Here is a 26,822-nt window from a genome sequence, read left to right as displayed (position 1 = left end):
CGACCCTGAACATCGCAGCCGCAACCGGCCCGCATGGTTTTAAGCAGTCGGCACGTCGCGGCGTGGCCGGTTGTCCCCCAGCCATTGCGCGACCTTGTCCTCGAGAATTTCAGGACTGATCGGCTTCGACAGATAATCGTCCATGCCCGATGCAAGGCAAAGCTCGCGGTCCGCCTCCTGCGTATGGGCGGTGACGCCGATAATCGGAACATGCCGCCCGTCGGCCGCCGCCTGTTCGGCGGCGCGGATTGCCAGCGTCGCCTGATGCCCGTTCATGACAGGCATGGAGACATCCATGAGGATGACAGCGGGATTGTGCTCCTCCCACGCCTGAACGGCCTTCTTGCCGTTGCCGACGATCAAGAACCGCAGACCCGCCTGCTGCAAAATCTGGGTGAAAACGATCTGGTTGACGTCGTTGTCCTCGGCGACCAGCACATCGACAAGACAGGGCCGACGCCGATCCGGAACAGCCGGCGCAACCCGCCGCTTCTTCTCAGCGAGGCTGCTTTCCGACCGGACCGTTACATCACCACCGCTCGGCGCCTGCGGATGCTGCCGGGCGCGCTTCATCCGCACATCCCGCACCACATCGAACAGGGTGGAGCGCAGGAGCCGCGCCCGCGCCGGCTTCATCAGATGCGCCTGCACGTTGAGATCGGTGAACAGCGTCTCATCGCCGACGACATCCATGGAGGTCAGGAAAACAATGGCGATGTCGTCGAAACGACTATCCGCCCTCATACGCTCGACCACATCAAGCCCGTTCATAACAGGCATATGATAGTCGAGAATGACGGCGTCGATGACGAAGCCAAGCGACACGGCCTCATGCAGGATGGCCATGCCCGAAGACCCGTCCGCGACGGCATGACCGTCGATACCCCATGTCTTGAGTTGCTCCGTCAATATACGGCGATTGACGTCGTTGTCGTCGATGACGAGCACCCGGATATTTTCGATCGCCCCGGCAATAAGCGGAACGTCGCGCCATTTTTCCGTAACCTGAAACGGAATATTGACCTCGAAGGTGGATCCCTTGCCAACTTCGCTCACGACGTTGATCGTGCCGTCGAACAGGCCGACGAGGCCGACCGTGATTGCCAGTCCGAGCCCCGTCCCCTCGTGCCGACGCGTCGCGGAACCGTCGACCTGGCTGAACTTGTCAAAGATGGTCTCGATCTTGTCGGCCGGAATGCCTATGCCGCTGTCTTCGACGCGCAGCGACAGAATGGTCTCGGAGGTTTCCGCCGACTGCGCCGAAAGCTCGATCAGCACATGCCCCATTTCCGTGAACTTGACGGCATTTCCGACGAGATTTGTGACGATCTGGCGGAACCGCCCGGCGTCGCCCATGACCTTGCCGAAAACCGACGGGTCGATCCGGACGACCAGCTCTATGTCCTTTTCCAGCGCCGCCGAGGACAGAAGGGAAACCACATCCTCCACCGCTTCGGCCGGATCGAAAGGCACGCTGCGCAGTTTCATCTGCCCGGCCTCGATCTTGGAGAAATCGAGGATGTCGTTGATGATCGTCAGGAGCGCATTGCCGGATTTGACGATGATATCGGTGAAGGTTTTCTGGCGCGTATCCAGATTGGACTTGGCCAGAAGCTCCGCCATGCCGAGCACACCATTCATCGGCGTGCGGATTTCATGGCTCATATTGGCCAGGAATTCCGATTTGGCGCGATCCGCCGCTTCCGCCCGTGAAAGCAGCCGCTGCAATTCCTCCTCGCGCATCTTCATGTCCGTCACATCGGTGACGATGATGAGCCAGTAATTGCCGGAACTGTTGGTGGCCTCCAGATTGAGCCAGCTTTTGCCGGCAACATGGATGAGCCAGGAGAACGGCCTGTTGGCGGCGATATTCTCTCTCCAGGCGCTCAGCGTCGCGGCCGCCTCCTCGTCAGTGCCGAAATCTCCGCGACCGGCGCAATGGACAAAGAAACCCGACCAGTTGCAGCCTTTTTCCAGGAGATGCGGTGGCACCTCGAACATCTGCGCCATCGCCTCGTTGGACATGATGATCGTGCCCTGTTCGACAAGCACCAGCCCCTGCGCCATGGCGCGCGTGGCGCCCTGCATATATTCGCCGACACGTTCCAGTTCGGCCTTCGCCTTGCTGATCTCGGCATCACGCATGCGCACGTCGGTCACATCGGCATAGGTGCTGAGGATTTTACCGCCATCGAGGCGGGTTTTCGAAATGACGGTGACCTTGCCGCTTTTGCTGCGCACCTCACGCGGCGTGAAAACCTCATCCTTGAGAAGCCGCTCCGCCCGCTGGTTATAGATCTCTTCGAAGGGCATATCGCCGTAGTCGTAAAGGCCGCTGGCGAAATTCATCTCCATGAATTCGCGATAACTTTTGCCGATGAGCGACTTTTCGCCGCCGATTTCGCCCCAGACGTCATGGAAGAACGGATTGACATATTCGATGACGAGATCGGCATCGAGCAGCAGCACGCCCACCGGCAGGGCGTGAAGAACCGCCTCCAGCTGGCGATGCAGCGCTTCGGCCTGCGCCTGCGCGGCGATCAGTGCATTTTCCCGGTCCTGCAACAGGCTGACATCGGTGATGGAGCCGACCAGATAATATTCGTCATCGGGAGTCGCCACCCGGCCAACCCGCGTTATGACCGGAACGGAGCCGCCACCCGGCAGCGGCAGGGTCTCAGCTTTCTCTATCGCCTCGCCGGTCGCAAGAAGCTGCTCGTTTTCAATGCGGAGCCGTTCGCTATCACCCGGAAACATTTCGCATTCGGTCATCCCGATATAGCGGGTGAGGTCGCCTCCGAAAAATTGTTCATAAGCCGTATTGGCAAAGGTCAGGCGGCGGTCTTCATCGCGCAGGAACACCGCCACGGGCAATTGCTCGAGTGCGGCGCGCAGCAGCCAGGTCTCGCGGATCTGTTTGCTGAGCAGGCTCTCATGGGTCTTGAACTCGGTCACATCGACGCGAAACCCGACCAGCATGCCGTTTTCCAGCCGCTTGTTGACCATGCGCACCCAGCGGCCGTCGGCGAACTGCTCCACCCTTTCGAGATAAGGCAGGGAAAAATCCCGCAACTGCTCCTGCAGCCATGCCTCGTAATGCGGATCGTCCACCTCCGCGTCGCGGTAACCGCTCGAAAAATAGACCGCCTCCATCAGCGTCTCGAGCCGGGTGCCGGGCTTCAGCTCGACGTCGAAAGCACTGTAAAACTCCGCGAAACGGGCATTGCAATAAACCAGCCGGTTTTCACGGTCGTAAATCACGATGCCGGCATCGATGAGATCGATCACGCCGCTGCCGAACAGCAGGTCGGCATTGCCGGCGCCCGAAAATCCCTCCGCCACGGCGGACGGCATTTCCTCGAACACCTCGAACAGGAACAGATTGCCGTCATCGCCGATGAAGCGTTCGCAGCGCAGCGTGTGCGGCCCGGAGGACGCCGCGCCATGGCATGAGATCATCTCGTCCGTGGCGAAGACCAGCGAGCGACGCTCCCTGTCCTCGCGCTCGGCATCGCGAATATCTGCGGAAAGGGCAAAGCTGGTGTGACCCTTGAACGCCGCAGGCGGGCGTCCCATGATCCGGGCATAGGGACCATTGACCATGAGATAGCGCAGCTCGCTATCCTTGATGCACGCGGGCAGATCGAGGGCAGCGATGGCCCCGTAAGCTTTTTCCAGCAACCCGCAGGCTTCGGTCAATCGATACTCCACACCGTGCAGTTCCATCCTTGTCGAATCAAATATTTCCGGACTTAGTCGCAAAAACGTTATGTGAGAAAAGCTCTCTTTGCTATGTACGAGACGGGCCGTTACCCTTTTTTAACCATAATTATTCGCTCTCGCCTGCGCCACGCGGGCAACCTTCAGCCTCTTCCGCATGGCTGCCATGCGTCGCCGGACGGCGGCTTTACAAAACTATCGCTTGACTTTAGCCCGTAAAACGCCCACATGCCGGTCAAGCTTTCACCTTCGGCAGCCGCGTGAGCTGCAGCGTATGATCAAGATGACTTGGCCCGCATGAAGGAAAAGCGCAACGAATACAGAAGACGGCGTTTGCCGCACTGATGCGCAGAAAGTTATTCCAACCCACAAGTTCCCAATTCACGCGGGGTTCTTGACGCCGAAACCGCCGGACAGCAGCAACTGCTCCGGACGATTGGTTTTTGGCGCCCCGAAAGGCAATATTATTGACCAGTTTTAGCGAACTCGGCCTCTCTGAAAAGATTGTGGCCAGCGTTACCCAGCTTGGCTACACCACTCCCACCCCCATTCAGGCAAAAGCCATTCCGCTGCTGCTTGAAGGCCGCGATCTTATCGGCCTCGCACAGACCGGCACGGGCAAGACGGCAGCTTTCGGCCTGCCCATCATCGAAATGCTGATGAAGCAAGCCGACCGCCCGGCTAACCGCACCACCCGCACTCTCATCCTCGCACCGACGCGCGAACTGGTGAACCAGATCGGCGAAAACCTGCGCTCCTTCGTGAAGAAGACACCGATGCGCATCAACCAGGTTGTCGGCGGCGCATCGATCAACAAGCAGCAGCTTCAGCTCGAAAAAGGCACTGACATCCTGGTGGCGACACCCGGCCGTCTGCTGGACCTGATCGCCCGCAACGCGATCTCGCTTTCCAAGGTGACCTATCTGGTGCTGGACGAAGCCGACCAGATGCTCGATCTCGGCTTCATTCACGACCTGCGCAAGATTTCCAGAATGGTTCCGGCCAAGCGCCAGACCCTCCTGTTTTCGGCAACGATGCCGAAGGCGATTTCCGAGCTTGCCAGCAACTTCCTGACGGACCCGATCAAGGTCGAGGTCACGCCCCCCGGCAAGGCTGCCGACAAGGTCGAGCAGTACGTGCATTTCGTTGCCGGCAAGAACGACAAGACCGACCTTCTGAAGAAGTCGCTGAACGACAACCCGGACGGCCGCTCCATCGTTTTCCTGCGCACCAAGCACGGCGCGGAAAAGCTCTACAAGCATCTCGAACATATCGGCTTCAAGGTCGCGTCCATCCACGGCAACAAGAGCCAGGGCCAGCGTGAGCGGGCACTGAAGGGCTTCAAGGATGGCGAGATCAACGTCCTCGTCGCAACCGACGTCGCCGCTCGCGGCATCGACATTCCGGCCGTGACACACGTCTTCAACTACGACCTGCCGGAAGTGCCTGATGCTTACGTTCACCGCATCGGCCGTACCGCCCGCGCCGGTCGCGACGGCATCGCCATCGCATTTTGCGCTCCGGACGAAACCCGCCTGCTGCACGACATCGAAAAGCTGATGAAGATCGATATTCCGGTTGCCTCCGGCGAACGTCCGGCCGGTCTCGCCAGCCCGACGCGTCCCAACAACAACCGCGGTCGTAACAATAATGGCGGCCCGCAGCGTGCGCCACGCGAAGGCGGTCGCCACACCGGCGAGCCCCGTCCTTCCCGTAACCACGCCCCGCGTGATGCGGACAACGATCTGGAAGTCACGTCCGACTTCAAGCGCGTCAAGACCGAAGCTGACGCGGGACGCCCGGCCGGCCCCCGCAAGCAGCGCCGCCCGGCCCGCAAGCCCGGTGGCAACGGCGGTAACCGTCACGCGCCTTCTGGCGGCAACGGTCAGGAAAAGCGCGCTTCCGGCAACGGAAACGGCAATCGCGGCCGTAGCCGCTAAATAACTCTGCGCGAGCCGGTTCTCCCGACATCGCGCAGCGCAATCATAACGCCTAAGGGCGTCTTTCATTAAACCCCGCAAGCTCAGGCTTGCGGGGTTTTCTTTGTTTTCAACCGCCCTGCGCCAGCGGACGACGCCGTGACGGCAAGGTCATGGCCAGCACACCGGCAATCACGCAGACGAGCCCCACCCACATGGCGGGCGTCGGCACTTCCCCCAGAAACACCATGCCGATGGCGACGCCGACCGGGACCCTCAGATAGGCCTGCGATGTGGTGCCGACCGAGCCGAGCGTCTGCATCAGCCGGAAATAGATCATGAAAGCGAGCGCGGTTGAAAAGACGCTGAGGCACACAAGCGCGGTGAGCGAGGCCGTAGACGGCGACAATGTCCAGGGTCGATCGACGATCAAACTCACCGGCAACAGAAGCACCGCGCCGCAGATCAGCGAGCCGGCGGCAGGCATGACAGGATCGAGACCCCTGAAGTTCTTGCTGAAAATGGCGGCGCAGGCATAAGAAAAGGCGGCCGTCAGCACGGCAAGCTGGCTCCACAGCGCCTCTCCCGCACCGCTGAACACCTCCAGACCGATGATGAGGCAGACGCCCGTCATGCCCGCAACGGTGCCGAACAGCTTGCGCCCGCTGACCTGTTCGTGCCGGATGACGAGCGCGGTGAGCAGAAAGGTGAAGATCGGCGTCGTCGCGTTGAGGATGACGGCAAGACCGGCATCGATGCTTTGTTCCGCCCAGGCGATCAGCGTGAAGGGCAATACGCTGTTGATGCAGGCCTGAACGAAGAAAAGCCGCCAGGTGGCGAAATCCTTCGGCAAGCGCAGCCCGCGCAGCCGGATAACCGCCAGCAGCAACAGACCGGCGATCAGCGTTCTCGACGCGATGAAGGTCAGGGGCGGAATGGTCTCCACCCCGATCTTGATGAAAGTGTAGGATGCCGCCCACAGCGCGGACAGCAAGGCGAGCAACAGCAATTCGCGGGCAATGGGATTTTGTGAGGTCACGGATCGACTTTCCAACAGCGTTCAGGATGAACCGTTCCTACCCCGAAAACAAGCATCCGTGCTTCGGCGGCGGCCGAAGTTTCCACTCCTTTTAAAAACATGAAGCCCCGCATGGGTCATGACCATGCGGGGCTTCAGCGAAGAGATCGGTGACCGACGGTCAGACGGATCAGACGCGGCGCTCATCCACCGAGAAGGCTCCCGGACCGGCAAAGACCAGATAGAGGAAAACGAAGCAGAACAGAATGGCGGCGTCACCGCCGTTCAGGGCCGGGAAAACGCTGCTAGGCGCATGCGCCATGAAATAGGCGACAGCCATCTGGCCGGAAAGAATGAAGGCGACCGGTCGCGTGAACAGGCCGATCAGCAGGAGAATGCCGCCGACGAATTCCAGAAGTGCAGCCACCAGCATCAAGGTCGGCAGCGAACCCTGCATCTGCGATGCCGGAAAGCCGAACAGCTTCTGCGTTCCATGTTCGATGAAAAGCAGCGCCGCGATGATGCGCAATGCTGCAAGAGCATAAGGCTGGTAGCGAGAAAGATTGTTGAAAGTTGCCATGTTGATGTGTCCCCGTTGAAGTGGTGCCGCGCTCGATACAGTGCATTTCGTCCTTTATGGATACACGTCTCGAACACCGGAAATCACGTTTCCGATATTGCAGAACTCCCTTAAATACAAAAAGGGAGGCATTCTACACATGGTTGATTTTACAGCATAAAACTGACCATTCGCCGAAAAAATCAACTCAAGGGTACAGGCATTTTTTGTGTGGTAAAGACGGAAAAAACCGCCTTCACGTCACGCCTGCAACACAACCACCTTTGAACCGACCGGTATGCGGCTATAAAGATCGATGATGTCGTGGTTGAGCATGCGGATGCAGCCGCTCGACATCGCGTGGCCGATGGATTGCGGCTGGTTGGTGCCATGCAGGCGGAACATGGTGTCGTTGCCGCCGCGATAGAGGTAGAGCGCACGCGCACCGAGCGGATTGTTCGGACCGCCCGGCATGCCGCCGGCGAATTTCAGATTGCGCGGATCGCGGCGCATCATGTTGGCGGTCGGCGTCCAGGAAGGCCATTCCGACTTGCGGCCAATATAGGCGTCGCCCTTGAGGGCAAGCCCCTGACGGCCGACACCGACGCCGTAACGCATCGCCCGCCCGTCACCCAGAACGTAATAAAGACGCCGGGCCGGCGTATCCACAACCACCGTTCCAGCCGGATGCGCAGTGTCGTAGGCGACTTCCTGTCGGCGCAGCTCAGGCTTGACCTTGTCGAGATGCATGGCGGGAAGCGGGAATTTCTCCTCCGGCTTCGCCGCGTAATTGAGCCTTTGCTGTCCGATGCCGGAACTCGCGCAGCCGGCCAGCAGCAGCGGCAATCCGAACAGAACACCACGACGTGAAATAGACATGTAACCCCCGCCAAATCTCTAGATTAACGAGAGGTATAATTTTATGGTTAACAAATCTCTAATATGAGGTTGTGGTAATTAACCCGTCGCAACCGATACGGCGGGCTTGCGATTGGCCAGATAAACCCCCGTCACCGCCAGAACCGTACCGGCAATCATGGCGGGCGTCAGCGTTTCCCCGAAAAGCAGGGCGGCTTCCACGGCGGCAAGCGGCGGCACGAGATAGATCAGCGAGGCGGCGCGCGATACCTGCCCGCGCCGGATCAGGTAGAGCAGCAATGCCACGGCGCCGATGGAGATCGCACCCACCGACCAGGCGAGCGTGGCGGCAAGCCCGAGGCTCCAGTCCACATGGCCGTCCTCCAGCAAAAGCGCAAACGGAACGGTGACGATGAAAGCGCCGACATATTGCAGCGTGGCGACCGCCATGATGTTTCCGCCGTGGACGTATTTCTTCTGGTAGAGGGTGCCGTAAGTAACTGATGTCATGCCCAGCACATTCACCGCCACGGCATAAAGCGGCACGGAGAGGCCGAGCGCGCCAGTGGCCATGACCTTCGGCAGCACGGCGATGGCGATGCCCACAAAACCGATGAGCAGGCCGGCGCGCTGCAAGGGCGAGATCTTTTCACCGATCACGTAGCGGGCGGCCACCGCCGTCATCAGCGGCTGCAAACCGGCGATGATGCCGCCGATCGCCGCCGGCACGCCCTGCCCTATCGCCCACCAGATCATGCCGAGATAAAGACCGTGCAGGAATACGCCGGACAGGATCGCCCGGAAGACGTCGGCGCGCCTCTCCGGCCACTGAATGGAGGAGAACCGGCAGATCGCCCACAATAATGCGCCCGCCAATACGTAACGCAGACAGAGGAAGGTCAGCGGCCCGGTGTAATGGACGGCATATTTAGCGGTGACCCAGCCGGTCGACCAGAGAAAGACGAAGATGGCCGGAGCCAGACGGTCGAGCGACATCGGAACATCCCCTGTGCCGCATGGCGCCCTGCAACCGGACGCGGTCCGGGACATGAGGCATGCGGCGAATTGATATTTCTACGGCTGGACGCAAACCGGGAAACAACCGGGCGGGTGTTGGCGGGCACCCAGCGGTGAAACGCTGCCGTTTGGGCAAGGCGGTATCTCCATCCGCGCAAAAGGTCAAAGGCGTTTTCGTGATCACATCTTTCAGATTTTCTGATGTGTATCCCGCAACCAATCAACAAAAAGCGGATGAACAAATTTTATGCATTCGCCCACCGTGCACACAGCGCTGCCATCCCATTACGCGCCACCTCGCCGAGCAACCAATTTGCCGATGCCGCATTTATAGGCTGAAACCGAAAAAACGCTTCTTTTTTAAAACTCTAGGGCGGTGAAAAATCTTCGCGGTGGCGTCCGCATAGTTCTTGCATTGCATTTGTCGTTGTATTCATATGGCAAAAAAGGGGACATCGAAGTTGGCATTTGACGAAATGATAAATGCGGACAACGCGCCGCGAAACCCATATGAAAACTATAACGAGTGGTACAGCCGGCAGGACAGGGCGCACCTGATCCAGAAATCAAAAGACGCGGAAAACATCTTTCGAAAAACCGGCATTACTTTCGCAGTCTATGGCCATGCCGACAGTTCGGAAAAACTGATCCCCTTCGATATCATTCCGCGCATCATCTCCGGGCGCGAGTGGCGCAAACTGGCCCAGGGTATCGAACAGCGCGTTCTCGCTCTCAACGCTTTCCTCGACGACATCTATCACAAGCAGGAAATCATCCGCGCTGGACGCATTCCGCGCGAGATCATCGAGAAAAACGTCGCGTTCCTGCCGGAAATGATCGGCTTCACCCCGCCCGGCGGCGTTTACACCCACATTGTCGGCACGGATATCGTCCGCACCGGCGAAGACCAGTTCTATGTTCTGGAAGACAATGCCCGCACACCGTCCGGTGTCAGCTACATGCTGGAAAACCGTGAAACGATGATGCAGATGTTCCCGGAACTCTTCCATGAAAACAAGGTGCGACGGGTGGAGGACTATCCCTATCTGCTGCGCCAGTCGCTCGCCTCGCTTGCCCCTCCCGGCTGCAGCGGCAAACCGCGTGTCGCGGTGCTGACCCCCGGCATCTATAACTCCGCCTATTACGAGCATTCCTTCCTCGCCGACATGATGGGCGTGGAGCTGGTGGAAGGATCCGACCTGCGCGTCATGGACGGCAAGGTCAAGATGCGCACCACCCGCGGTTATGAGGCGATCGACGTGCTGTATCGCCGCGTTGACGACGAATTCCTCGATCCGCTCACCTTCCGGCCGGATTCGGCGCTTGGCGTACCTGGCATCATGGATGTCTACCGCGCCGGCAACATCACCATCGCCAATGCCCCCGGCACCGGCATTTCCGATGACAAGGCGATCTATTCCTACATGCCTGAGATCGTCGAGTTCTATACCGGCCGCAAGCCGCTGCTGGAAAACGTGCCGACATGGCGCTGTTCGGAGCCGGACAGCCTGAAATACGTTCTCGACAACCTTGCGGAACTGGTCGTCAAGGAAGTCCACGGCTCGGGCGGTTACGGCATGCTGGTCGGCCCCACCGCGACGAAACGGGAACGGGCGCTGTTTGCAGAAAAGCTGAAAGCCCGCCCCTCCAATTACATCGCGCAGCCGACGCTGTCGCTTTCCACCGTGCCGATCATGGTGAAAAACGGCATCGCGCCGCGCCATGTCGATCTGCGTCCTTACGTGCTGGTTTCGGACAAGGTGAAGATCATTCCCGGCGGACTGACCCGTGTTGCCCTCAAGCAGGGCTCGCTCGTGGTCAATTCCAGCCAGGGCGGCGGCACCAAGGATACCTGGGTACTGGAGGACTAAGCCATGCTGGGCAGAACGGCAAACGGGCTCTACTGGATGTTCCGGTATATCGAGCGCGCTGAAAACATCGCCCGGCTGATCGATGCGGGCCTGCGCGTTTCACTGACGCGCAGCGGCAGCGGCGATGAGGACTGGGACGGCGTGTTGCAAAGCGCCGGCGTGCATGAAGCCTTTCTCGAAACGCACGAGAAGGTGACGACGGCGGATGCGATCGATTATCTTCTGCGGGACAAGGCGAACCCTTCCAGCGTCCTCTCCTGCATCGAGGCGGGCCGCAACAATGCCCGCATGGTGCGCACGGCGCTGACGCGCGAGACATGGGAAGCCACTAACGAATTCTGGATCGAGCTTAAGAACAGCCTCGACCGCAGGGTAAAGGCGGCGGACATGCCGCAGACCATCGATGGCATCAAACATCGCGCCGGTCTGGTGCGCGGCGCTTTTCACGGTTCGATGCTGCGCAACGATCTCTATAATTTTTCCCGCATCGGCACCTTCATAGAGCGCGCCGACAACACCGCCCGCATTCTGGATGTGAAATATTACGTGCTGCTGCCCGCCGTCGCGCATGTGGGATCTTCGCTCGACAATGCGCAATGGGAGTCCATCCTGCGCTCGGTCTCGGCGCACCGTTCCTATGGCTGGGTCTATGATGCGGAATACAAGCCGGCCAATATTGCCGACTTTCTCATTCTCAACGGCCGCATGCCGCGCTCGCTCGCCTATTGTTACGAAAAGATTACCAGCAATCTCAATTACATAGCCGAGGATTACGGCGAAAAGCACAAGGCGCACGAGACGGCGCAGAGCATCCGCGACAGTCTGCGCAAGACGACGATCGACCGCGTCATGGATGAAGGTCTGCATGAGTTTCTGGAGAGATTCGTCAACCGGAACGGGCAGCTGGGGCAGGAAATCATGGAAGGCTACCGCTTTTATCTGTAAGCGCGTGGACGGGGACAGCTTATGCGTCTGAAAATCACCCATACGACGGAATATGTCTATGACGAGCCGATGCCCTATGCATTGCAGCGGCTGCGCCTGACGCCACAGACCGGCCCGTGCCAGACGGTGGAAGACTGGGATGTATCGGTCGACGGCGCCACCGTCGAAGTGACCTATGACGACCATTTCGGCAACCGGGTTGCACTGGTGGAGACGGAAGGTCCGCAACGCAAGGTCAAGGTCGTGGCAAGCGGCCTCGTCATCACCGAAGACAAGGCCGGTATGGTCGGCCCCCACACCGGCAGTGCGCCGCTGTGGCTTTTCCTGCGCGAAACCCCGCTCACCAAGCCGGGAAAGCTCGTGCGCGAACTGGCGAAGGCCAGCACCGGTGACAGCGAGCTTGAGCGCCTGCACGACCTCATGGAGAAGATCAACAGCAAGGTGGAATATGTGCCGGGTTCGACCGACACCGAAACCACGGCCGAACTGGCGCTGGAAGCCGGCAAGGGCGTCTGTCAGGACCACGCCCATATCCTCATTTCCGCTGCCCGGCTGATGGGCCTGCCCGCCCGTTATGTTTCCGGTTATCTGATGATGGAAGACGTGGCGGAACAGACGGCCACCCATGCCTGGGCCGAAGTGCATCTGCAGGGGCTGGGCTGGGTCGGCTTCGACGCCGCCAACAACATCTGCCCGGACGACCGTTATGTGCGCATCGCCCTTGGCCTCTGCTACCGCGATTGCGCGCCCATCTCTGGCATGCGGATCGGCCCGGCCGGCGAAACCCTGAACGTTTCGGTGACCGTGCAGCAATCGCAAAGCCAGAGCCAGTCGCAGAGCTGAGACAATGACCGCCAAGGACGACGAAACAATCGGTTTTTATACGGATAACGCCAGAACCTATACGTCGAGGGGACAGGCGCCGGACCGGCCCCATCTGGAAAAATTCCTGGCACGCCTGGCCAATGGCGCAACCGTCCTTGAACTCGGATGCGGCGGCGGACAGGATAGCGAATTCATGCTCGCCGCAGGTTTCAATGTCCACCCCACGGACGGCACACCCGAAATCGCCAAGGCGGCGGAACTGCGGCTTGGCATTCCCGTCGCGACATTGCTGTTCGAGGATATCTGCGACGTGGAGGCTTACGACGGTGTCTGGGCCAATGCCTGCCTGCTGCATGTGCCGCGCCCCTCCCTGCCCGGCATCATCGGCCGCATCCACACGGCGCTGAAACAGGGCGGCGTTTTTTATGCCAGCTTCAAGGCCGGAGAAGCGGAAGGCCGCGACACCTTCGGCCGCTATTACAACTATCCTTCGAAGGTCTGGCTTGAGGATTTGTACGGGCAGTTCGACTGGGCAGGCATGGAGATCGAGGCCCGGCAGGGCAGCGGTTACGACAAGATGCCGACCGATTGGCTGCATGTGACGGCAACGAAATCCTGATCCGTTTTCAAGAACTTGTGGGTTGCGAAAGCGCTCTCCCACCGTTTAAATCGCATCATCGATTTTAACGGCATGGTCCGGCTTCAGCCTGCGGGTAAGGAAGTCCGCGAGGAGACGGTTTTTGTACAGGATTTCCGACTATCGGGACTGCCAGTCCCACGGCCCCGCCATTGCGGAACGGGTCTGGACCGCATGGTGGCAGGATAGCGGCCTCCAGATAAACGACGTGGCGGAACATCTGAAGCATATGACCAACCCCCATGCCCTGCCAACCGGCTTCGTCGCCCATGATGACAACGGTTATGTCGGCTCCGCCTTCCTCATTCATTGCGATCTGGAGGAGCGGCCGCAATATCTGCCTTGGGTCGCAGCCCTCTGGGTGGAGGAAAACAGCCGCCGCTCAGGTGTCGCCCGGGCGCTGATGCAGGCAGCAACGCGACGGGCCGCCGAACTCGGTCACGAGACGAGTTACCTGTGCTGCCGACGCGATCTCGAAACCTATTATACGAACTGCGGCTGGACCGTTCTGGAGCGTGGCGTCGGCAAACACGATCTGACCGTGCTGACCTACAGCACGAAAACTTAAAGCCGTCCGTCCTCGTCCCGGACAGTGCAAGAACCACCGGAGGAAACCATGCGACCCCCAGCCGCCATTATGGAAACCGCGATCTACGTGGACGATCTCGACGCCGCCGAGGCATTTTACCGTGATGTCTTCGGGCTGGAGGCGGTGCGCAAGCTGCCCGGTCAGTTCGTGTTCTTCAAATGCGGCCGGCAAATGCTGCTGGTCTTCGATCCGAAGCAATCCCGCACGCCCGATGCCAACAATCCGATCCCGCGTCATGGCACGGTCGGCGAGGGCCATTTCTGTTTTTACGCGGAGAATAAATCGGAAGTGGATGGCTGGAAAGCCCGCTTCGAGGAACTCGGTATTGCCATCGAACACTATCACCGTTGGCCGAATGACAGCTATTCCGTCTATGTCCGCGATCCGGCCGGCAATTCTGTGGAGGTGGGCGAAGGCAGGCTGTGGGGGTTCGAGTAAGCCCAAATACCCGGAAAAGTGCTATGAAGAACATTTTTGTCGTCACGCACACTCAGTCCGTCCATCATGTCGAGAACAAGGTCGGTGGCTGGTATGATACCGAACTGACACCCAGGGGAAGAGCCGATGCGGAGGCGACAGCCGGTAAACTGGCGGCCTTGATCGGCAACGCCTCGGTCGAAATCTTCAGTTCCGATCTTCTCCGGGCCTCCCAGACTGCGGCAATCATTGCTGAACACCTCAAACGCCCTTTTGAAACCATAAATGGCCTGCGGGAAATCAGCTACGGTTCGGCAGGTGGTATGCCGCAGGAATGGCTCGATGCCCGTCAGATACCCGCCCCCCATCACGATCGGATGGATCATCGCGGTGGAATTGCTGATGGCGAAACGAGACGTGAGGTGGCCGAAAGGGTATATTGCTCTGTGGACGCGATTATATCGCGTCCTTGCCCCACCCAGATCATCGTCACCCATGGCTTCGCTCTTACCTTCGTCATCGCGGCTTGGATAAAAATGCCGATCGATAGCGTCGGCTATGTCAGCTTTCCCGCGCGTTCCGGCAGCATCACGCACCTAAGACAAGATGATTACTGGCAGAGTCGCTCCGTTATTGCTTTGGCGGATGTTTCCCACCTGAAGGCGAGCTATGAAGGATCAAGTGAGGCAAGCGCTTGAAAGTTGCCCGATGCACAACGGGATAATGGGATGAAAGAGCTCTCATCTAGCGTCATCCTCGGGCTTGTCCCGAGGATCTATCCACGTCGCGTAAAATCAATCGGTTGCAGATCCTCGGGACAAGCCCGAGGATGACGTCGAGAGGGGGGACGCTGAGCGGCCCCACCCTCAACCGTTTAACGTGCAGCCCCGCCAGATCAAATCTGGCGAACGGCGATCTCTTCTTCCGCTTCCACGGCAAGTACGTTCTTCAGCGGCAGGCCGAAACCGGCAGCCTCGATCTCGAACACGTCGCCCGCTTCCGGCTTGATACCCTCGGCAAAGGACAGCGTCGCGGTGCCGAACATGTGCACATGCACGTCGCCCGGGGCGCGGAACAGGCCGTATTTGAAGTGGTGATATTCGAGGTTCGCGAAGGTGTGGGACATGTTGTCCTCACCCGAAACGAACGGCTTTTCGAAAATCACCTTGTCGCCGCGGCGGATGCGCGATGTGCCGCGAATATCCGACGGTGCAACGCCGACGCGGATTTCCGGGCCGAAGCTTGCCGGGCGCAGCTTGGAATGGGCCAGATAAAGATAGTTGATCCGCTCGGTGACGTGATCGGAAAACTCGTTCGATACGGCAAAGCCGATGCGCACGGGTTCGCCCTTGTCGGAGATCACGTAGATGCCAGCCATTTCCGGCTCTTCGCCGCCATCAAGCGCGAAGGACGGAGAGGTGAGAGCCGCACCGGGTGCCGCCGCCACATGGCCGTTGCCCTTGTAGAACCACTCGGGCTGAACGCCCTTTTCGCCGGCCTTCGGCTTGCCGTTTTCCAGACCCATGCGGAACATCTTCATGGAATCCGTCAGGCTCTCCTCGGCGGCTTCCGTGGTCTTCTTGTGCATGCTGTCGCGGGTCGCAGCGGAACCGAGATGGGTCAGGCCCGTACCGGTCAGATGCAGATGCGCCGGATCGGGATGGGTGATCGGCGGCAGGAAACGACCTTCGGCATAGGCCTTTTCAAGATCGACGGCATCGCCCAGACCATGGGCGGACACGACATCGGCAAGGCTCTTGCCGCCATTGGCGGCTTCCATGGCGAGCGCATAAACGGAGGCTGCATTGTTGACGGCGTGCGCTTGGCCGCCTTCTTCGCGAACGGCCACAACGATCTTACCGCTTGTGTCCTTGATCTGTGAAATTAGCACGGGATTTCCTTCCTCCGGCGCAGCGCGCCTTATCTCTCTTCGGCGCATCGCGCCTGCACCTTATGAAAGTGGCCGGAAACCGGCCACTTTTTTGACTTGCTATATGGGTTGGGCGATCAACCCTTGTTCTTGTTGTAAACGTCGAAGAACACGGCGGCGAGCAGCACGAGGCCCTTGACCATCTGCTGGAAATCGATGCCGAGGCCGACGATCGACATGCCGTTGTTCATGACGCCCATGATGAAGGCGCCGATAACAGCACCGGTGATCTTGCCAACGCCGCCGGAAGCCGAAGCACCGCCGATGAAGCAGGCCGCGATCACGTCCAGCTCAAAGCCCACGCCAGCCTTCGGCGTCGCCGAGTTGAGGCGGGTCGCGATGATCATGCCGGCAAGACCGGCCAGCACGCCCATGTTGACGAAGGTGAGGAAGCTCAGGCGTTCCGTGTTGATACCGGAAAGCTTGGTCGCCTTTTCGTTGCCGCCCATGGCGTAAACGCGGCGGCCGATCGTCGTGCGGCGCGTCACGAAGCTGTAAAGCGCAATGAGAACCAGCATCACGATCAGAACGTTCGGCAGGCCGCGATAGGTAGACAGCTGGTAGCCGAGGAACACGATGGCAGCCGAGATCAGAAGGTTCTGGCCGATGAAGAAACCGAAGGGCTCGACATCGATGCCGTGCTTCACATTCACGACACGGCGACGCCATGCGAGATAGAACAGCGCGATCGGGATCAGCGTCGTCAGGATCATCGACGTGGTGTTCAGGCCTTCGATGCCGCCGATATCAGGCACGAAACCGGTGCTGATGACCTGGAAATCGGTCGGGAACGGACCGATGTTCTTGCCGCCGAGCACAAAGAGCGTTAGGCCGCGGAACACCAGCATGCCCGCCAGCGTCACGATGAACGACGGAATGCGGTGATAGGCGATCCAGTAACCCTGGGCAGCACCGATGATGCCGCCGATGACAAGACAAATCAGCGCCGCGAGAAACGGGTTCAGGCCCCATTGCACGGTCAATATGGCCGCGATCGCGCCGACGAAGGCAACGATGGAACCGACCGAAAGGTCGATATGCCCGGCCACGATGACAAGCAGCATGCCAAGCGCCATGATGACGATGAACGAGTTCTGCAGGATGAGGTTGGTCAGGTTCACAGGGCGGAACAGGATGCCGCCGGTGTAGAACTGGAAGAAAACCATGATAGCGACGAGCGCGATCAGCATGCCGTATTCGCGGATATTGGAGCGAATATACGACCCGACCGAGATGACGTTGCTTTCTTCGTTGGTGGTGTTTGCCGAACTCATGAGTTCTTCTCCCCTGAGCGCATGATAGCGCGCATGATGCTTTCCTGGCTCGCCTCTCCCTTCGGCAATTCAGCGACGATGCGGCCTTCGTTCATGACGTAGATGCGGTCGCAATTGCCGAGCAGTTCGGGCATTTCCGATGAGATCATCAGAACGCCTTTGCCGTCGGCAGCGAGCTGGTTGATGATGGTGTAGATTTCGTATTTCGCGCCGACGTCGATGCCGCGTGTCGGCTCGTCGAGGATCAGCACATCAGGGTTGGAGAACAGCCACTTGGACAGCACAACCTTCTGCTGGTTGCCGCCCGAAAGATTGACCGTTTCCTGAAAGATGCCCGAAGAGCGGATGCGAAGGCGGGAGCGGAAGTCGCTCGCCACTTTCATTTCCTTGATGTCGTCGATGACGCTGGCTTTCGACACACCGGCCAGATTGGCAAGCGTAGTGTTGTGCAGGATGTTGTCGTTGAGCACGAGACCGAGATGTTTGCGGTCTTCGGTCACATAGGCGAGACCGGCGTCGATCGCCTTGCGCACGGTGCCGACATCCACGACCTTGCCGTTCAGCAGGACCTCGCCGGTGATCTTGTGGCCGTAGGACTTGCCGAAAACGCTCATGGCGAATTCCGTGCGCCCTGCCCCCATCAACCCGGCGATGCCGACGACCTCGCCCTTGCGGACGGTCACGTTGATGTCGTGCAGTACCTTACGGTCGCGGTGCTGCTGGTGATAGGCGTTCCAGTTCTTCACTTCGAGAATGGTCTCGCCGATCGGCACGTCGCGCGGCGGATAACGATCTTCCAGATCGCGTCCCACCATGTTGCGGATGATGACGTCCTCGCTGATTTCTTCCTGATGACAGTCGAGCGTCTTCACCGTCATGCCATCGCGCAGCACGGTGATCTGGTCGGCCACCTTGCGCACTTCGTTCAGCTTGTGGGTGATGATGATCGACGTCATGCCCTGCTTGCGGAACTCGATCAACAGGTTGAGCAGCGCCTCGGAATCGCTCTCGTTGAGCGAGGCGGTCGGCTCGTCGAGGATGAGGAGCTTCACACTTTTCGATAGCGCCTTGGCGATTTCGACCAGCTGTTGCTTGCCGACGCCGATATCGGTGATCAGCGTCTCCGGCGATTCCTTCAGACCCACCTTCTTTAGAAGTTCGCGGGTACGGTTGAAGGTCTGCTGCCAGCTGATGACACCGTTCGAAGCGACCTCGTTGCCAAGGAAAATATTTTCCGCAATCGACAGGAGCGGCACAAGCGCAAGCTCCTGGTGAATGATGATGATACCAATGTCTTCGCTGTCATTGATGGCGCGAAAATTCCGCACGGCGCCTTCATAATGGATTTCGCCCTCATAGGTGCCGGCGGGGTAAACACCGGAAAGGACCTTCATCAAGGTCGACTTTCCAGCGCCGTTCTCGCCGACGAGTGCGTGGATCTCACCTTCCTTTACCTTAAGGTTGACGTTCTCAAGCGCTTTCACGCCCGGAAACGTCTTGGTGATGTTCCGCATTTCGAGAATGGTATTGGCCATATCGCAATCCAGCGCCCGATTAATTCAGGCGTTTTTATTTTTATGGAAAAACGGGGATGACGCCAAGTCATCCCCGCATGTGTTTTCAAGCTTATTTCAGCTGGTCAGCGGTGTAATAACCGCCATCAACGAGAACCTGCTTGTAGTTGTCCTTGGTCACGGCAACCGGCTTCAGCAGGAAGGAAGGAACAACCTTGACGCCATTTTCATAGGTCTTGGTGTCGTTCACTTCAGGCTCCTTGCCCTGCAGCACGGCGTTGACCATGCCGACAGTAACCTTCGCGAGTTCGCGAGTGTCCTTGAAGATGGTCGAATACTGTTCGCCGGCAATGATCGACTTGACCGACGGAACTTCAGCGTCCTGACCGGAAACGATCGGCAGCGGCTGATCCTTCGAACCATAACCAACGCCCTTCAGCGAGGAGATGATGCCGATGGAAAGACCGTCGTAAGGCGACAGAACAGCGTCAACCTTGGCGTCGGTGTAATAAGCCGACAGCAGGTTGTCCATACGAGCCTGGGCCGTTGCCGGATCCCAACGCAGCGTACCGACCTTGTCCATGCCGGTCTGGCCGGACTTTACGACCAGCTTGCCGCTGTCGATGTAAGGCTGGAGAACCGACATTGCGCCGTCATAGAAGAAGAAGGCGTTGTTATCGTCAGGAGAACCGCCGAACAGCTCGATGTTGAACGGACCCTTGCCGTCCTTCAGGCCAAGTTTGTCGGTGATAGAAGTCGCCTGCTGAACGCCGACCTGGAAGTTGTCGAAGGTTGCGTAGTAGCTGACGTCGCCGCTGTTGCGGATAAGGCGGTCATAAGCGATGACCTTGATGCCCTGCTGGCCAGCCTGCTTCAGAACGTCCGACAGTGTCGTGCCGTCGATCGATGCGATCACGAGGACTTTAACGCCCTTGGTGACCATGTTTTCGATCTGGGAAAGCTGGTTAGGAATATCGTCGTCGGCATATTGCAGATCGGTCGTGTAACCGGCTTCCTGCAGCTGCTTGACGATGTTGTTGCCGTCATCGATCCAGCGCGCGGAAGACTTGGTCGGCATGGCGATACCAACAGAACCCTTGTCCTGTGCGAAAGCCGGCGCTGCGAAGGAAGCAGCACCGATGGCACAAGCCGCCATCAGCGAAATAATGGACTTCATTAACTCTCTCCCTTGAACCCTTCTTTGGTGCCTGCATGTTGCGACGCACCATAAAATTCATGCCATCAGAGGAAGAAGCTGCAGCGCGCCCGCCCCGATCTCGCAACTGCGAAATAGAACGGATGCCGCTCCTCCCCGGCATTCCGCAAATTGTTCTGAATCCATATAACTGTCAAATAGAATAAATCAGTTTCCATATATCAATTATGATATATTAAATCGATACAATAACCATTGAGGGGTATGAAGCAGGGCATGAGCAACCAGAAGGTGTATGAGCAGACGCAAACAGCAGATGCACTCTTCGTCTTCGAGGACAACCCTTTGCTGCGCGCCGGCTTGAAGATGAGCCACCTGCGCATGCTGGTCATGATCGAGGAGCACGGGCAGGTCAGCGCGGCCGCCGCCGCCATGAACATGACGCAGCCCGCTGCCTCGCGCATGCTCTCGGAAATGGAAGCGATCGTCAAAAGCCCGCTCTGTCAAAGGGCCTCGCGCGGCGTAGTGCTGACCAAGTTCGGCGAGGCGCTGGCGCGGCGGGCCCGCACCATATTGCTGGAACTGCGCGAGGCGAGCCGCGAACTCAACCAGATGAAATCCGGCAGCGGCGGATCGGTCTATATCGGCGCGGTCACAGCCCCGGCCATCAGCCTCGTGGTTCCCGCCATAAGACGGGCGATGGACACCTATCCCGGCATCGAGATCAACGTGCAGGTGGAAAGCAGCAACGTGCTGGCCCGGGAATTGCTGGCCGCGCGTCACGATTTCATCATCGGCCGCATCCCGGATGATTTCGACCCCGGCCTGTTCTCCATCCATGAAATCGGCATAGAGCGCGCCTGCCTGGTGGTGCGCGAAGGCCACCCCCTGCTGGGCAGCGGCCCCGTGAGCCTGAAGGAGCTTTCCGGTTACGACTGGGTTTTCCAGCCGCCCGGCGCGCTCTTGAGAAGAACGACGGAGGACGTGTTCCTCACCCATGGCGTCGCCATGCCGCGCAACGTTATCAACACGCCATCCGTGGTGCTGACGCTCGCCCTGATCTGCAACACCGACGCGATCGCCCCGATAGCGCAGGACATGGCCGAGTTCGTGGCCGGCCAGCGGGCCGATATCGGCCGCACACGCATTCTGCCGACGGATTTCGAGCTTGTCGTCAAACCCTACAGCATCATCACCACCAAAGGCCGCGTTTTGCCGCCCAGCGCCCGCCTGCTCTATGATCTGGTTCTGGATGAAAGCCGCAAGCTGACGGGCCTTTGAGAACGGCAAGCCAGACGCCACCTTCATTATATATAAAGGCCGGATCTATTGAGGCCGCCAGGGAACAGTCGCATGCTTTTCGGACAATCCGTCTTCCAGTCGGTCGTCGAAAGACTGAGACAGGAAAAAGAAGAAGAGAATGCGGAACCGCCACCGCCCACCGGTCACCGCATCGCCGGTTTCAGCTCGGGCTTCGTCGTCGATACGCATTTTGATGCACCGCAACCGGGAAATGGCGGTCTCGACGCCTATCTCGCCTTTTTACCGGACCCCGCTCCACTTCCCGAGCCCCAGCCGGAAGCCGAACCGGAACCTATGCCGGCCCACCTCGAAAAGACCTCGCTCGCGGATGTTTCAGTGGAACTGGCAATCCATGAGACAGACACAGCCGCAACGCTTGCGGAAAAACGCCGCACCTTCGCAAGGCTCAATCATCCCGACGGGGTGAGACCGGAATTCCGGCACAATGCGACGCTGCGTATGACGGCGGCAAATCTCCTGATCGACCAGGCGATCCGGATGCTTCGAACCCGGAAGCATTTCCAGTAAAAGGTATGTAGCCGTTTTACGTTCGGAAAACGCGCCTCAGCCGGCGTCGTTTTTATCAGCGGGCGCGCTTTCGCCTGGCTGGCCTGAATCGTTCTCGCCTGACTCATCCTTGCCTTCGGCTTCCTTGCCCGCAGCATTCTCGCCGCTGGCAGGTTTGAACTTCACCAACAGCTCATAGGCCGCATAAACCGCCACGCCGCCGACAACCGTTCCCCAGAAGGCTTCGCGATTGACGAACTCGATGACGGACCACGCGGCGCAAAAGCCGACGATAAGTAATCTGACCCATAAACGGCGATAAAGCGGATGGCTCGAATCGATGATCATCATGGCGTTCCCGTTTCGGGCCTTTCCAGAACATGTCACTGTTGCGGCATCGCGCGCGCCAGGAGGCACAGATACGCTTAAGCCTCTTGGCCGTTTCACAGGCAAATTGCAACGCAAATCGACCCAGCGCCAGCCGGGCCACCTTGAAAGGGTAAGGCGGAAAGATCGCCGCACCGGCTGGAGGGATGTTTCAGTCCCGCAGGCGACCGAGCAGGGCCAGCAGCTGGTCGCGGGCTTTTTTGCCGCCGATCCTGTCGATCAGCTTTTCCTCACGGTCGCGCCATGCATCGGAAAGGCGGTCGAGAAGGCTGCCGCCCTCATCCGTCATGTCGAGGAAATGAACGCGCCTGTCTTCTTCCGACCTGCGGCGGGCAAGCAGCCCCTTCTCTTCCATGTTGTCGACGATCGCGACGAAATTGGCGCGCTGGATGCCAAGCGCTTCGGCGACATCGCTCTGTTTGAGACCCGGATTGCCACCGACGATGACGAGAACGGAAAAATCGGCCGGCCGCAATCCCATCTCCGCCAGCACATCGGAAAACCCGTTTGCCACGGCAAGTTGCGAGTGTCGCAAATGATAGCCGATCGCCGTCGTCAACAATCCATAATCGACCGTTGCGGAGTGCCCCGCCTGCGCGCCGCCGCTTTCAGCTTTTTCCACCCGCGGCCCGCTGCTATGTGCCAATTGCAAAGCCATCCGATCCCCCGCCTGATTCGTTCTCTACCCTGCCGGAATCATAACCGACAACATTGCGAAACTGTATCCCAAATAAATGTAGATGATACTAATATTGTATAATAATTTGACAGTTAACCCCGGAGAACAAACCTCAGCTTCCCGATCATCATCCAGCGAGCAATAAAAGTATGATTATTTACCCATCGATTTTCAGGGTCCGAAACCGTCTCCCGTGCCTTGTTTGAAAGGCATCGCGGCAATCCGGCCCCATGCCTTCAACAGAGACGAAACAGCTGCCGGATCCGGAGATAACATACTACTTATAAGGGAACTTCCTTTTCGATAAAAAACACACTACGTCAAACGACGCCCCGCCCCGTTTCACCGCAAACACAGCCGCAGCCACCCCACAACAAGCCACGCCCTCCCCGCAGCCGGAAAACAGGCAACCTTTCGCAAATCTTTGATTTTTAGACATTGATGCGGAAAGAAAGCTGGGGTATGAACCAACCGCTGCACGCGTTTCAAGCGTGACCGCTGCACCCGTAGCTCAGCTGGATAGAGTGTTGGATTCCGATTCCAAAGGTCACAGGTTCGAATCCTGTCGGGTGCGCCATCAATTTCCTAGTGCATTGAAACGCCAAAACATCTAGGGTTTCAGGACCTTAGGGATAGCCGTCTGGTACACAACGCTATCTCACAGGGGTTGCACACTTGATGGCAGGAATCACGTACATGCAGCGACGAAGCTCCGGCATATATGAATTTCGAAAGCGGCTCCCAAAGGAACTGGCCGGGAAGCCAGCACCCGAGCACGCCAAGCAATATGTCCCCGAGTTGGTCAATCCCGATACAGGGCGCTTCAAGCGTGAGCTTACCGTGTCTCTCGGCACCAATGACCCTAAAGCCGCGAAACGCAGAGACCTTGCGGAAGCGCTCAAGGCAGCGGACCTTTTTGAGAAAGCCGCCCTGCTCATTGCTCAAGGACCCGCCGCAAAGCTCTCCCCTCAACCGCTGCCAGAAGTTTCTACCATAGAGGCATGGGCCTTTCGCAAGATATTGGCGGGCGACGAGGAGACACGCAGACAGGGCGATTTGCGCAGGCATCTCCAGAAACCGGAAGAACGGCAGCAATGGCCTGACCTAGAGCGCATCCGCTTCACCGGTATGGGGATGGAAAGCAGCCACCTCTTTGTACACGGCGAGGAGATAGACATGTGGCTGGCCGACTACCAAGGAGCCTTGGCGAGGTATGATATATCCATCGTCCAGACTGAGCTCCATGCCTACCTCACAGCCAACCGCTTGCCGATAGACCCCTCCTCTGACTTCTACCAAGAGGCAGGCCTCGCGATTCTCCGGGGTTACGTGGGCGGCTATCAAGCGACAAAGCAGCGGCAAGAGGGTCTCGTTGTGCCGACACCTAAGGAGGCCGAGCCTGCCGAGAAAGGCCCGAAGCTTTCCGAAGCGCTGGCGCAATGGAAAGCAGGAAGCCCGGCCCGTGGTGGGAAGAAGCCCTCCCATAGTACCGTGCGAGAAGCTGAGCGTGTGGCCCGCTACTTCACGGAATGGCATGGAGATTTGCACCTTGCGGACATCACCAAGGAGAAAGCCCGCGATTTCCGCAATGCCTTGGCCGCACTGCCGACCCGCCTCAAGGGATCACAGAGGAAGATGTCTTTCCGCCACCTTATCGAGTCAACGGCAGGCAAAGACAGCGAGCCCCTCCACGCTGCCACGGTCAACAAGTACCTCAATCTTCTCGTAGCGCTGGTGAGCACTGCGGAGCGGGACGGCTACATGGACCGCATCAAGGGTTTCACCAACCCCTTCTCCAAGCTCTCCATCACCGTTGACAAGCGGAACGATCCGAACCGCCGTAAGCCCTTCTCTGAGGCAGACCTCAAGGCCATCTTCACGTCTCCGATTTATGCATCGGGGTCCAGGCCGATTGGTGGCCGAGGAGAAGCGGCCTATTGGATGCCATTGGTGTCCCTGCTCACTGGAGCCCGCCTCAACGAAATTGCGCAGTTGCGCTTGGCGGACATCAGGCAAGACCCGGAAACGGGCATATGGATAATTGACATTGACACTGATGGGGACCGCTCGGTGAAGACCGTTAGCTCCCGCCGTCAGGTTCCCCTACATGGCGAGCTCATTCGGCTTGGCTTGCTGCGGTATCGTGAGGGCCTGCTTAAGGCCGGGGCTAAAGGCACTAGCAGCCTGTGGCCGGAGCTCTCCTCCGCAGATCCCAAATACAGGTCCACCGCTTGGTCTAAATGGTTCAACCGATACCTGCGGGAGATCGTAGGAATCCCTGAGCCTAGTAAAGTGTTCCATTCCTTCCGACATACTTTTAAGCGCCTAGGGCGCAATGTCCGCCTAAGCGAAGAGATCAATGACGCCCTTACCGGCCACGTAGGTGGTGGGGGCGTTGGGCGTGAGTATGGTGATGGCTTTGGACTTCCCAGCCTTGGTGAAGCCGTCGCCCAGATCGTGGCACCGTCTGTGATTACAACTCTTCCCGCATGGTCGCCGGTAAGCCAGCACAAGCGGAGGAAAGCGTGATGCAGCCGCGTGGCTTCTTTATGAATTGGTTGTTCGGTCCCCTACTCATCTTGGGCATTATCCTCTGGGAGCAGCATGAGGCCAACTGGCAGCGGGCACTTGAGAACGCGCTGAGCAATTGCCTTGTGTACGATTCGAACTACCACTGCGCCAGCTGGATGCCCCGGTAATGAGGGTGCGAATTCTGGCGATTGAGACCACACGTCATTATCACCATCAACATCCCACCGGGCTTGCCGCCGCAAGGCAGCAGCTTGATGAGCTGGAAGCCATACAGCAGCGGCGATGGGCAGCGCATGAGGATGAGCCACCGCCCGGCGCAATCGGCAACTTCGCAAATCGAAAGTACCCCAAGATACACGCCAGCGCTGGCCTCAGGCAGCTCATTGCCGAAACATGTGAGGCCAGTACCCTCATAGCCCGTAGGCGCGTGGCAGTCCTTGAGGCTGGCCTACCGCTACAGCAAGATGACTGGATACGGCTGGTGGTGGAGACCATCTCTAACAAACGTGGGGTTATGCTCACGGCTTTCTTCCGGGACGCGCTGCAACGGAAACTCGGAAAAGATATCGATGGGCAGGAGTGCTTGGTGCCATACAGAGGCGAGCTCAGCCGCGCTGTGATGTCACATATACGGGTTCTCCGAGAGTGGAAGGCGAGGCGGGCAGCTGACGGAGACCCACTCGTGCAGCCCAAGCTGGGGCAGGAGATTTGGATTTCCTCAAATGACCCAAAGCCACCTCCCCCACCACTCACATTGACCCAACTCCGAGCGAAGCGGCTACAGGAGGACTTTATTGCTTTCCTAGATAGGGATCGGACTATACGGGAGCTTGGTGCGGATCGGCCAAGCCACCCACCGCGTTTCACCGAGATGCTCGAACAGTGCAACGAAACACTGCTTCTTGCAGAAGACGCACGGAAATTACTGAGAGCTGCCGGAGACCTTTCTGAGCCCGTTCCAACTCATTTCGGGTGGGCGCTGGGGGCAGATGCTGACCGCTACGTGTGGTTCATTGTTCAATTCAATGGGCCGCAGGGTCCTGTAGTCAAGATGCATGTCGAACACAGAGATATTCCTGCGCGGGCTTGGATTGCCCCGGAGAAGGCTGTTAGGGAGTGGGAGGCGTTCCGCTGTCAATCAGCACTGAACATTCACCCCTTTTACT

The 26,822-nt window shown here is 58.7% G+C and carries 24 protein-coding genes and 1 tRNA gene; 14 read left to right on the top strand and 11 right to left on the bottom strand.

The annotated features are described in order from the left end of the window. Positions 1-39 precede the first annotated feature (39 nt). Entirely contained in the window at positions 40-3,726 is a 3,687-nt protein-coding gene (locus RS75_RS21625; protein WP_045024347.1) for a PAS domain-containing hybrid sensor histidine kinase/response regulator, read from the bottom strand. Positions 3,727-4,187: 461 nt separating this feature from the next. Between RS75_RS21625 and RS75_RS21620 the strand changes: the two genes are divergently transcribed. After that, positions 4,188-5,660 carry a DEAD/DEAH box helicase gene (locus tag RS75_RS21620; RefSeq protein ID WP_045024345.1) on the top strand — a complete coding sequence of 491 codons (1,473 nt, stop codon included), beginning with the start codon at positions 4,188-4,190 and terminating at the stop codon, positions 5,658-5,660. A gap of 109 nt (positions 5,661-5,769) precedes the next feature. Here RS75_RS21620 and RS75_RS21615 read toward each other — a convergent pair whose 3' ends face one another. The 4 genes from RS75_RS21615 to RS75_RS21600 all read right to left on the bottom strand — a co-directional run bounded on the left by RS75_RS21615 (position 5,770) and on the right by RS75_RS21600 (position 9,070). Then, a complete protein-coding gene (locus RS75_RS21615) occupies positions 5,770-6,678 on the bottom strand; it encodes a DMT family transporter (RefSeq protein ID WP_045024343.1) in 909 nt (302 codons plus the stop codon). 169 nt (positions 6,679-6,847) lie between these two features. Beyond that, on the bottom strand, positions 6,848-7,237 hold the full coding sequence (locus RS75_RS21610) for a DoxX family protein (protein WP_045024342.1): 390 nt from the start codon (positions 7,235-7,237) through the stop codon (positions 6,848-6,850). Positions 7,238-7,477: 240 nt separating this feature from the next. Then, positions 7,478-8,095 carry a L,D-transpeptidase gene (locus RS75_RS21605; protein ID WP_045024340.1) on the bottom strand — a complete coding sequence of 206 codons (618 nt, stop codon included), beginning with the start codon at positions 8,093-8,095 and terminating at the stop codon, positions 7,478-7,480. A 78-nt stretch (positions 8,096-8,173) separates the two neighbouring features. Continuing rightward, positions 8,174-9,070, bottom strand: coding sequence for a DMT family transporter (locus RS75_RS21600; protein ID WP_045024337.1), 897 nt, complete (start codon positions 9,068-9,070; stop codon positions 8,174-8,176). Between the two features lie 59 nt (positions 9,071-9,129). Between RS75_RS21600 and RS75_RS26470 the strand changes: the two genes are divergently transcribed. The 8 genes from RS75_RS26470 to RS75_RS21565 all read left to right on the top strand — a co-directional run bounded on the left by RS75_RS26470 (position 9,130) and on the right by RS75_RS21565 (position 15,073). Beyond that, positions 9,130-9,471, top strand: coding sequence for a hypothetical protein (locus RS75_RS26470; protein WP_152643174.1), 342 nt, complete (start codon positions 9,130-9,132; stop codon positions 9,469-9,471). Positions 9,472-9,552: 81 nt separating this feature from the next. Then, positions 9,553-10,962 (top strand): circularly permuted type 2 ATP-grasp protein, encoded by a 1,410-nt coding sequence (locus RS75_RS21595; protein WP_045024335.1) that lies wholly within the window; start codon positions 9,553-9,555, stop codon positions 10,960-10,962. A gap of 3 nt (positions 10,963-10,965) precedes the next feature. Next, positions 10,966-11,907 (top strand): alpha-E domain-containing protein, encoded by a 942-nt coding sequence (locus RS75_RS21590; RefSeq protein ID WP_045024332.1) that lies wholly within the window; start codon positions 10,966-10,968, stop codon positions 11,905-11,907. 21 nt (positions 11,908-11,928) lie between these two features. Beyond that, positions 11,929-12,750 (top strand): transglutaminase family protein, encoded by an 822-nt coding sequence (locus tag RS75_RS21585; RefSeq protein ID WP_045024330.1) that lies wholly within the window; start codon positions 11,929-11,931, stop codon positions 12,748-12,750. A 4-nt stretch (positions 12,751-12,754) separates the two neighbouring features. Continuing rightward, positions 12,755-13,351, top strand: a complete 597-nt coding sequence (locus RS75_RS21580) for a class I SAM-dependent methyltransferase (protein WP_045024328.1) — start codon at positions 12,755-12,757, stop codon at positions 13,349-13,351. Positions 13,352-13,472: 121 nt separating this feature from the next. Next, positions 13,473-13,937, top strand: a complete 465-nt coding sequence (locus RS75_RS21575) for a GNAT family N-acetyltransferase (RefSeq protein ID WP_045024325.1) — start codon at positions 13,473-13,475, stop codon at positions 13,935-13,937. 48 nt (positions 13,938-13,985) lie between these two features. Further along, positions 13,986-14,396, top strand: coding sequence for a VOC family protein (locus tag RS75_RS21570; protein WP_045024323.1), 411 nt, complete (start codon positions 13,986-13,988; stop codon positions 14,394-14,396). A gap of 23 nt (positions 14,397-14,419) precedes the next feature. Continuing rightward, positions 14,420-15,073 (top strand): histidine phosphatase family protein, encoded by a 654-nt coding sequence (locus RS75_RS21565; RefSeq protein ID WP_045024321.1) that lies wholly within the window; start codon positions 14,420-14,422, stop codon positions 15,071-15,073. 197 nt (positions 15,074-15,270) lie between these two features. Here RS75_RS21565 and araD1 read toward each other — a convergent pair whose 3' ends face one another. The 4 genes from araD1 to chvE all read right to left on the bottom strand — a co-directional run bounded on the left by araD1 (position 15,271) and on the right by chvE (position 20,270). Further along, the gene (gene araD1 / locus RS75_RS21560) at positions 15,271-16,266 is read right to left on the bottom strand and encodes a 2-keto-3-deoxy-L-arabinonate dehydratase AraD1 (RefSeq protein ID WP_045024319.1); all 996 of its coding nucleotides are present in this window, start codon (positions 16,264-16,266) and stop codon (positions 15,271-15,273) included. A 116-nt stretch (positions 16,267-16,382) separates the two neighbouring features. Further along, positions 16,383-17,579 (bottom strand): sugar ABC transporter permease GguB, encoded by a 1,197-nt coding sequence (gene gguB / locus RS75_RS21555; protein ID WP_045024317.1) that lies wholly within the window; start codon positions 17,577-17,579, stop codon positions 16,383-16,385. Beyond that, on the bottom strand, positions 17,576-19,114 hold the full coding sequence (gene gguA / locus RS75_RS21550) for a sugar ABC transporter ATP-binding protein GguA (protein WP_045024315.1): 1,539 nt from the start codon (positions 19,112-19,114) through the stop codon (positions 17,576-17,578). Before gguA ends, gguB begins: the two co-directional genes overlap by 4 nt. Before the next feature lie 91 nt (positions 19,115-19,205). Next, the gene (gene chvE / locus RS75_RS21545; protein WP_045024314.1) at positions 19,206-20,270 is read right to left on the bottom strand and encodes a sugar ABC transporter substrate-binding protein ChvE; all 1,065 of its coding nucleotides are present in this window, start codon (positions 20,268-20,270) and stop codon (positions 19,206-19,208) included. A 255-nt stretch (positions 20,271-20,525) separates the two neighbouring features. On the opposite strand from chvE, the gene RS75_RS21540 reads away from it, so the two are divergent. Continuing rightward, positions 20,526-21,530 (top strand): LysR family transcriptional regulator, encoded by a 1,005-nt coding sequence (locus RS75_RS21540; protein WP_045024375.1) that lies wholly within the window; start codon positions 20,526-20,528, stop codon positions 21,528-21,530. Between the two features lie 72 nt (positions 21,531-21,602). Continuing rightward, positions 21,603-22,079, top strand: coding sequence for a hypothetical protein (locus RS75_RS21535; RefSeq protein ID WP_045024313.1), 477 nt, complete (start codon positions 21,603-21,605; stop codon positions 22,077-22,079). Between the two features lie 36 nt (positions 22,080-22,115). Here the strand turns inward: RS75_RS21535 and RS75_RS21530 are convergent, their stop codons facing one another. Together RS75_RS21530 and RS75_RS21525 are read right to left on the bottom strand one after the other, a co-directional pair. Further along, positions 22,116-22,409 carry a hypothetical protein gene (locus tag RS75_RS21530; protein ID WP_045024312.1) on the bottom strand — a complete coding sequence of 98 codons (294 nt, stop codon included), beginning with the start codon at positions 22,407-22,409 and terminating at the stop codon, positions 22,116-22,118. A 187-nt stretch (positions 22,410-22,596) separates the two neighbouring features. Continuing rightward, positions 22,597-23,103 carry a MarR family winged helix-turn-helix transcriptional regulator gene (locus RS75_RS21525; RefSeq protein WP_045024311.1) on the bottom strand — a complete coding sequence of 169 codons (507 nt, stop codon included), beginning with the start codon at positions 23,101-23,103 and terminating at the stop codon, positions 22,597-22,599. Between the two features lie 521 nt (positions 23,104-23,624). On the opposite strand from RS75_RS21525, the gene RS75_RS21520 reads away from it, so the two are divergent. The 3 genes from RS75_RS21520 to RS75_RS26995 all read left to right on the top strand — a co-directional run. Beyond that, positions 23,625-23,701: transfer RNA gene (locus RS75_RS21520), tRNA-Arg, on the top strand. Between the two features lie 101 nt (positions 23,702-23,802). Further along, the gene (locus RS75_RS21515) at positions 23,803-25,653 is read left to right on the top strand and encodes a site-specific integrase (RefSeq protein ID WP_234704307.1); all 1,851 of its coding nucleotides are present in this window, start codon (positions 23,803-23,805) and stop codon (positions 25,651-25,653) included. A gap of 169 nt (positions 25,654-25,822) precedes the next feature. Next, a partial coding sequence (locus RS75_RS26995) for a hypothetical protein (protein WP_045024307.1) occupies positions 25,823-26,822 on the top strand: 1,000 nt, incomplete at its 3' end.

Origin of the sequence: Rhizobium nepotum 39/7 (assembly GCF_000949865.1) — a bacterium.
Taxonomy (GTDB): domain Bacteria; phylum Pseudomonadota; class Alphaproteobacteria; order Rhizobiales; family Rhizobiaceae; genus Agrobacterium; species Agrobacterium nepotum.
This window is presented reverse-complemented; position numbering and strand designations above follow the sequence as displayed.

Coding starts and splice junctions, on each gene's coding strand:
- RS75_RS21530 (WP_045024312.1), bottom strand. CDS start 22,409: ATGATGATCATCGATTCGAGCCATCCGCTTTATCGCCGTTTATGGGTC.
- RS75_RS21570 (WP_045024323.1), top strand. CDS start 13,986: ATGCGACCCCCAGCCGCCATTATGGAAACCGCGATCTACGTGGACGAT.
- RS75_RS21625 (WP_045024347.1), bottom strand. CDS start 3,726: ATGGAACTGCACGGTGTGGAGTATCGATTGACCGAAGCCTGCGGGTTG.
- RS75_RS21515 (WP_234704307.1), top strand. CDS start 23,803: ATGGCAGGAATCACGTACATGCAGCGACGAAGCTCCGGCATATATGAA.
- RS75_RS21590 (WP_045024332.1), top strand. CDS start 10,966: ATGCTGGGCAGAACGGCAAACGGGCTCTACTGGATGTTCCGGTATATC.
- RS75_RS21535 (WP_045024313.1), top strand. CDS start 21,603: ATGCTTTTCGGACAATCCGTCTTCCAGTCGGTCGTCGAAAGACTGAGA.
- RS75_RS26470 (WP_152643174.1), top strand. CDS start 9,130: ATGCGGCGAATTGATATTTCTACGGCTGGACGCAAACCGGGAAACAAC.
- RS75_RS21610 (WP_045024342.1), bottom strand. CDS start 7,237: ATGGCAACTTTCAACAATCTTTCTCGCTACCAGCCTTATGCTCTTGCA.
- RS75_RS21600 (WP_045024337.1), bottom strand. CDS start 9,070: ATGTCGCTCGACCGTCTGGCTCCGGCCATCTTCGTCTTTCTCTGGTCG.
- RS75_RS21585 (WP_045024330.1), top strand. CDS start 11,929: ATGCGTCTGAAAATCACCCATACGACGGAATATGTCTATGACGAGCCG.
- chvE (WP_045024314.1), bottom strand. CDS start 20,270: ATGAAGTCCATTATTTCGCTGATGGCGGCTTGTGCCATCGGTGCTGCT.
- gguA (WP_045024315.1), bottom strand. CDS start 19,114: ATGGCCAATACCATTCTCGAAATGCGGAACATCACCAAGACGTTTCCG.
- RS75_RS21580 (WP_045024328.1), top strand. CDS start 12,755: ATGACCGCCAAGGACGACGAAACAATCGGTTTTTATACGGATAACGCC.
- gguB (WP_045024317.1), bottom strand. CDS start 17,579: ATGAGTTCGGCAAACACCACCAACGAAGAAAGCAACGTCATCTCGGTC.
- RS75_RS21540 (WP_045024375.1), top strand. CDS start 20,526: ATGAGCAACCAGAAGGTGTATGAGCAGACGCAAACAGCAGATGCACTC.
- RS75_RS21565 (WP_045024321.1), top strand. CDS start 14,420: ATGAAGAACATTTTTGTCGTCACGCACACTCAGTCCGTCCATCATGTC.
- RS75_RS21605 (WP_045024340.1), bottom strand. CDS start 8,095: ATGTCTATTTCACGTCGTGGTGTTCTGTTCGGATTGCCGCTGCTGCTG.
- RS75_RS21525 (WP_045024311.1), bottom strand. CDS start 23,103: ATGGCTTTGCAATTGGCACATAGCAGCGGGCCGCGGGTGGAAAAAGCT.